The 6900-nt window shown below is 26.7% G+C and carries 6 protein-coding genes; all 6 read left to right on the forward strand.

The annotated features are described in order from the left end of the window. The first annotated feature begins 487 nt into the window (after window positions 1-487). The 6 genes from MBCUR_RS00190 (at window position 488) to MBCUR_RS00215 (ending at window position 6551) form a co-directional block, all read left to right on the forward strand. Window positions 488-931, forward strand: a complete 444-nt coding sequence (locus MBCUR_RS00190; protein WP_067088702.1) for a hypothetical protein — start codon at window positions 488-490, stop codon at window positions 929-931. Window positions 932-1510: 579 nt separating this feature from the next. Beyond that, complete coding sequence (locus MBCUR_RS00195; protein WP_067088705.1) at window positions 1511-2062, forward strand: LemA family protein; 552 nt, start codon at window positions 1511-1513, stop codon at window positions 2060-2062. Between the two features lie 143 nt (window positions 2063-2205). Then, on the forward strand, window positions 2206-4002 hold the full coding sequence (locus MBCUR_RS00200; protein WP_067088708.1) for a DUF2207 domain-containing protein: 1797 nt from the start codon (window positions 2206-2208) through the stop codon (window positions 4000-4002). Window positions 4003-4193: 191 nt separating this feature from the next. Then, window positions 4194-5018, forward strand: a complete 825-nt coding sequence (locus tag MBCUR_RS00205; protein WP_067088711.1) for a hypothetical protein — start codon at window positions 4194-4196, stop codon at window positions 5016-5018. A gap of 152 nt (window positions 5019-5170) precedes the next feature. Then, window positions 5171-5920 (forward strand): hypothetical protein, encoded by a 750-nt coding sequence (locus MBCUR_RS00210; protein WP_067088714.1) that lies wholly within the window; start codon window positions 5171-5173, stop codon window positions 5918-5920. Window positions 5921-5954: 34 nt separating this feature from the next. Further along, window positions 5955-6551 (forward strand): zinc-ribbon domain-containing protein, encoded by a 597-nt coding sequence (locus MBCUR_RS00215; protein ID WP_067088718.1) that lies wholly within the window; start codon window positions 5955-5957, stop codon window positions 6549-6551. Window positions 6552-6900: the final 349 nt, after the last annotated feature.

Below are 6900 nucleotides of genomic sequence, written 5' to 3' on the forward strand. Positions count from 1 at the left end.
CTTATTTAAATGATTAAAACTATTTTTAACAGCTTCTTTGAAATCAGGGACTTTTGCACCAAAATCGGAAAGTTTATATTGTATGCTTTTAATATTACTAATGTCGATAGTATTTGTTGTTTTCATAGTATAAATATCTATCGACACTTCTATTTAACTTTTACTATTTAGTTTTCGCTTAAAATCTCTGAAGTATGATTTCAAGTGTACAATACCTTAAAGGGCTATTTCAAGTGTAAAAAAGTCTCAGGAGGCAAAATAGTAATATAAAATTATAATGTTGTATTACTAAAAATCTCAGGAGGCAACTATTTTACAGAGCCCAAATAACAATACAAATCCAAATACTTTTGCAAATAATAATGTCCCTCCAGCATACCCAACTAATCAAGGGAACTGGTTTAGTAGACAGTCTACAGCAACAAAAGTAATTCTTGGAATAGTAGGGATATGTTGTGTTGCGGTTATAGTAGTTGCACTCTTAGGGATGGCTATACCTGGTTTTATTGATTTCAATACCAATGGTAATACTAATTCTACTACAGATAATGAATTCCCAAATCCTGTGTCTATTGGTGGTGTACAATTTTACATACCTGATGGATATGAGTTAGTTGGTTCATCCAATACTAATGGTGCTTATATGAAGTCATATGCTAATGATGATGGAGATTCTTTTTCAATTACAGTATATAAAAGTCTTTCTAAATCGCAAGTAATCAGTAACCTTAAATCAGGTGCTGCAGGTCTTGATATTAGCAACCAAGATTCATCTGCTTCATATGGATCATATTCTGGATTCTATGGGGAAACTGTTACTGATGATGGAGATGAAAAATTCTTTGTATCTTCAAAAGGTGGAAAAGCATTTTTAATAGAAAGCAATGCAGGATTTAACTTTGGTGAAAATGTTCCAAAAATACTTGGGTAATCAAAGATATTTTTAATATTAAACCAAACTATATTGAAATGAAGAAGTAGAATTTACCTACTTTTTCATGCTTTTTTTAAAAATAAATAGATAAGTACAAAATAAGTTTTAAATGAATTTAGATTTAAATTAAAAGAATTTAATTTTAAGAACTTTTAATTTAACTTTAAATATTTTAAATTTAAATATTAAGAAATAAAATCAAATAAAACACAAAGCTCACAATTTAAATTATTATTATTTTAATTACTTATTATTTTAATTACTATTGCTTATTAATTATTATTATTGCTTATTAATTATTATTATTGCTTATTAATTACTTTATTATTGTTATTATTATTATTATTATTATTATTACTACTTATTATAAAATAAATAGAAAAAAATGATAGATAAAAATGATTTAAGGCACTATAATTTCATACTCTTGATTCTCAAAGATAATGCCATTTAAAATGAAATTTGAGTATTTAATTTAAAAAAATAATTCTCATAGTATTAAATAATTTTCATAACATCATAAATAATTATATTTTTATTAAAATGATAAAATTAAAATGAATTAAGGTGAAAAAAATGATATTGGAAATAATTATAGTTGTTGTAGTAATTATTATACTTTTTGCTGTTGTTGGAATCTATAATGGTTTAGTAAGTTCAAGAAATAAAGTTAAAAATGCATGGGCTCAAATTGATGTCCAGCTAAACAGAAGAGCGGATTTAATACCTAACCTTATAGAAACTGTTAAAGGCTATGCTACACACGAAAAAAGTGTTTTTGAAAATGTTGCAAAAGCAAGAGCAGGGCTAATGAATGCTAATGGAGTTAAAGAGATCCAAAATGCTAATAATCAATTAACTAACACCCTTAAAAGCTTGTTTGCTGTTGCTGAAAACTATCCCGAACTTAAAGCTAATGAAAATTTTAAGCAATTACAAGATGTTTTAGGAGAAAGTGAGGATAAAATAGCTTATTCAAGACAATTTTACAATGACACAGTCTTGATGTACAACAACAAATGTGAGCAATTCCCAAGTAATATATTTGCAAATGCATTTAACTTTAAAGAAGCTGATTTCTTTGAAGCAGAAGAAGGGGCTCGTTCTGTCCCTAAAGTTGAATTTTAAGTATTAACTTTAAATTTTAATTTATTAGTAAACTATTTAATTTAATATTAATGCTTTTATTATTTATTTTGCATTAATAACTCATTATTTAATTTAATGTTTTTTTTATGTTTAGATCAATTTAATCAATTTGAGGCGATTAAATGAAAATGAAAATTGTTGCTGTTGGGATAATTTTATTGTTCTTATTTTCAATGGCTTCTTCTGCGAGTTTTGCAGAGGATAGAAGTTATAGAATTCCCCATGCTACTGTTAATTTATTTATACAAGATGATGGGTTGATTCATGTTGAAGAAACAATTAGCTATTTGTTTGATGGGCAGTTTAATGGAGTTTTTAGAGACATACCTTTAAAAAAAGGTCAAGATATAAGAAATATCAATGTTAGTGTTGAAGGAGCCTATTGTAAGTGGGAGTTAATAGAAAAAGGTTCTGAAAAACAGATAAAAGTGTATTTATATTCAAATAAAGAATTAACTGATAAAATTTCAACTGATGCTAATATCAAGGTTAAGTATTCCTATGATATTACAGATGCAATAAACATCTACAATGATATTGGTGAAATACATTACAAACTATGGGGTGAAGAGTGGGAGGTTAATGTAGAAAGTTTAGATGCCTCTGTGACATTCCCATCATCTAAGGTTTCACAGTATTGGTTTAACCCACCAGAACATTTAACATCTCAAAAATGGAATGGCTCAACCATTAATATAAAAGCCGATTCAATATCCTCAGGTAATTATTTTGAATTTAGAGCTTTAATACCTCTATCTCAATTTAAAAATCCAATTTATGCTAATAGAATTAATGAAGCAGGTAAAAATAAAATTATACAAATACAGGAGAATATAGCTCAGGATAGGGAAAATGAGAAAACATTTTACACTATTCTGCCAATAATTGTTCTTTTAACTTCAATAATTCCTATTGGTGCTTACTTGGCTTTTGGTCGTGAACCTAAAATCGAGTATTCTGGAATATATGAAAGAGAACCTCCTACAAATGATAGTCCTCTTTTTGTAAATAGTATGTATGGTAAGGGTTTAAGTGGAACAGTTGGGAAACCAAACATGGATGGCTTCCAAGCAACGATTATGATGCTAATTAATAAAAAAGTATTTTCACTTTCAACTGAAAATAGTGCAAATGGAAATAAAGATTTAATTTTAAGGGAAAATAAGGATGTATCCTCAAAAATTGGACTTTCTTCACATGAATCAAGAGCAGTATTCATACTAAATACATTTAAAGATGCTAATGATAATATTGTATTAAATAGAATTTCAGATCATTTAAGTAATAGAGAAAATGCTAGAAAATTTGCAGGAATGTATGATAACTGGATAAAAAGCTTTGAAGAGGAATATTATACTCCATTTAAAAATAAATATTTCATATCTACAGGAAATACAATTATGAAGATCTATGGAGTAGTGGCAATTATCGCAGGTGTAGTTTTATTCCTTTTCGGAATTCCTCATGTATCTGAATCAATAGGTTTTTGGTTTATTTCAACAATATTGCTAATAATAATTGGAATTATATCCCTAGTAACTCCTTCTAAAGTAGGAGGAAGATGGACAGAATTTGGCAGAACTAATGATGCTAAATGGGAAAACTTTAAAAAATATTTAAAAGACTTTTCATTAATAAAAGAGTATCCACCTGAATCCATAGCCATTTGGAACAAGTACTTAGTTTATGCCACTGCATTAGGAATAGCTGATCAAGTTAGAAAAAACATGGATATGATTGTACCATCAGTTGGTGAGTATAGAAGTGATGTTTACTTATACAATAGTTATGGTGGCTATGCTATGATGACCCATTCATTCAATCGAGGAATATCCAATGCTCGCTCTAGTGATAGTGATAATTCTGGATTTGGTGGTTCTGGAGGGGGCTCTGGTGGTGGTGGAGGAGGAGCTTTCTAACTCCTCTTTTTCTACTAATCATTAGCTATTGTAAGTGCTTAATATTGTTTTTTTTAATGTAAAAAATTTTTATTTAGTTTAAGTTTATTTAGTTTAAGTTTATTTGAATTAGTTTTATTTAAAACATGTTTTTTTTGGCCAAATTTCTTTTTTAAAAGTATGTTTTAAAAAAAGTTTATCAAGGTGATTTAATGGGTCTTTTTAGCAAAAAAGAAAAAACTTCTGAAGAAAAGTTAGCAGATGAGTTAGTTGGTTTAGGTTGGGGGTATAGTGTGAATCTCAACAGCCTTAAAAATGAATTATCTACTGACAAAAGAATAAAATTGCAAGATACTGTTAAGGAAGTATTGAAAAATGGAGGTTCGGTTGAAGACATTCAAAAAGCTTATGATGACACTTTAGCTGAGATTAGAATGGGAGATGTTCATAGAGATTTAGCAAATTACACTGAAAAAGAATTGGTAGATGAATTAGTTGGGGCTGATTGGAGTTTTTCTACTAATATTTATGAGTTAAAAATACCTAATAGTGAAAAGAAGGGTTTGCAAAAAGCTGTTAAGGAAGTATGGAAAAATGGGGGCTCAGTAGAGGATATTCAAAAGGCTTATGATGAGATTGTATACAATAAAATTGGATTACTACATACTCCTAAAGGATTAGTAAAATACAATGTCATTTATTCGAGAAATATTAAATTTTTAAATGCTATAGAATACTCTTACAATTGGACAAGTACAGATGGTAGAAATTATGAACATATAGTTAAAACTACTCTTTTTAAAATTCTATCTTTTGAAGATATTTTAGAATATTTTAAATCCCAAAATGATAAATATGATATTAATAATATTACTTTAGCTGATGATTCTGCATTATTAATTAGTAGAAAAGAATGGCTTGTCAATACTCCTTATTTTGTTTTATTAAAGAAATATGAAATGCCATTTGTTGTTTATGATAATGGTCAAGTAAATTTTGATAATTGGGAAGAATACTTTGTTAATTTAATTAACTAATTTAATATAATTAATTTAATATAACTAATTTAATATAAATAATTTAATTAACTAAATCAAATTATACAATTTTATATGAACTTGGGTAAAATTTAAAATAAAACTCAAATTATTGTTTTTAAGTAAAAAATTAAGTTTAATGGAGAGATAAAATGGGTCTTTTTTCAAGAAGTCCAGAAAAAAAATTGGAAGATGAATTATGGCATGAAATGATGAACAATCTTTATTTTGATAGAAAAGGTTTTATTTCAATTATTAAAGACATTAGAAAAAATGGAGGAACTTGTGAGGAAATGCAAAAAGCTTATGATGAAAATCTACCTATTTTTAAAAATAAAAACATTGAATTTGCATTACTTAGTTCAGAAAATACTTTTAATGTAGAAGTGGTAGTCGACAACCTTTTCTTCCATGTTCCATATAAAACACCAGTTCAAATGTCTATGTGGGAATATGGAGTTGCTGATGCACCACAACATACTTCTGATTCAAAATATGAGCTTATTGATATGTTTGATGACGAAGAAGCAGTATTCCATAAATATGTTCATTATTGGACAGATATTAGTGAAGATAGAAATACAACAGATTCTGTAGCAACTTTTAATGGAAATAAAAGAAAGTATAAAAAGGAACACATGATTTCAATAAAAGTATATAAAAATAAAAACCTTGAACAGGTTTTATCTGACTTCAAATCAAGCTCTAAAAAATTAAAAATAAATGATAGTGATTTTATTGGCTATTATTTTGGGAGGGTGATAGAGAAAAAAGGAATGGTTTCATATTCTCCTCATTCTTTCATATTTGAAAAAGATGGAAAAACTGTTGTTGTTTCTGTTGAAGGACCAAATGAAGATGGTTATAATTTTTATAATATTATTAAAAGAGTAATTTGCTAAATTTAAATGAATTGCCTGTCAATTAGGGGATATAATGAAAGTGTGTTCAAATTGTAAATATGAAAATCAAGATAATGATAAATTTTGTCAAATGTGTGGAACTTCTTTGTATGCAGATGGTAGTGACAACTCTTATCAAGATGAAGAAGTTAAAGAAAACAAATCAAATATTGACTCAAATACTGTTGAACAAAGTTTCAACTCTGTTGAAGTAAATAATAATTCCATTTCAAATGATGTTAATTCTATCTCTTCTGATTTAGGTTCTAATGGTGTTCCAAGTGATTTAAAATCTAACCCTGTTGAAGTGAATTCTAATTCTGTTGGTCAGGGGTTTAATGGTGTTTCAAGTGATTTAAAGTCTAATTCTGTTGAAGTGAATTCTAATTCTCTTGGTCAGGATTATAATTCTGCTACAAAAGGGAATTATTCTCATAAAAACTCAAATATAGGTCTGAAAATAATAATTGGTGTTGTATTATTTGTTGTAGGGTTTTTTGCATGGTCTTTTCTTCATTTATTCTTAGTATCCATTGTAGGTTTAGTAATTTCTATGGTAAGTATTCCAATTGTAATTTTAGTTTATATTCTCATTATGAAATTAATATTTACTTATCTTGATTCCAGTTAATAGTAATAACAATATGACAATAATATAACAATAGCACTAATAAAATAATTGTTTTTATTTTTTTATTTAATGCTATAAATGTTTTTTTTTGGTTTAAATACGAAAATATAGCTTGTTTTCTATTTTATTCTATTTTAGTTGTTTTTGAATTAATTAAAAAAATTAAAAGTGAAAACAGATATTATATATTTCTCATAATAATTTTTTTAAAGGAAAAAATAATAAAATATAATAGCTCAAATTAGTAAAATTAAATGCCTCAAATTAGTAAATTTAAGTATATAGAACTTTTTTTTTTTTTTTTTTTTTTAAATGTTTTTAATTAAAAAAAAGGTTTTATTAATAAAAA

This window comes from Methanobrevibacter curvatus (assembly GCF_001639295.1).
Taxonomy (GTDB): Archaea; Methanobacteriota; Methanobacteria; order Methanobacteriales; family Methanobacteriaceae; genus Methanoflexus; species Methanoflexus curvatus.

Coding starts and splice junctions, on each gene's coding strand:
- MBCUR_RS00200 (WP_067088708.1), top strand. CDS start 2,206: ATGAAAATGAAAATTGTTGCTGTTGGGATAATTTTATTGTTCTTATTT.
- MBCUR_RS00195 (WP_067088705.1), top strand. CDS start 1,511: ATGATATTGGAAATAATTATAGTTGTTGTAGTAATTATTATACTTTTT.
- MBCUR_RS00210 (WP_067088714.1), top strand. CDS start 5,171: ATGGGTCTTTTTTCAAGAAGTCCAGAAAAAAAATTGGAAGATGAATTA.
- MBCUR_RS00205 (WP_067088711.1), top strand. CDS start 4,194: ATGGGTCTTTTTAGCAAAAAAGAAAAAACTTCTGAAGAAAAGTTAGCA.
- MBCUR_RS00190 (WP_067088702.1), top strand. CDS start 488: ATGGCTATACCTGGTTTTATTGATTTCAATACCAATGGTAATACTAAT.
- MBCUR_RS00215 (WP_067088718.1), top strand. CDS start 5,955: ATGAAAGTGTGTTCAAATTGTAAATATGAAAATCAAGATAATGATAAA.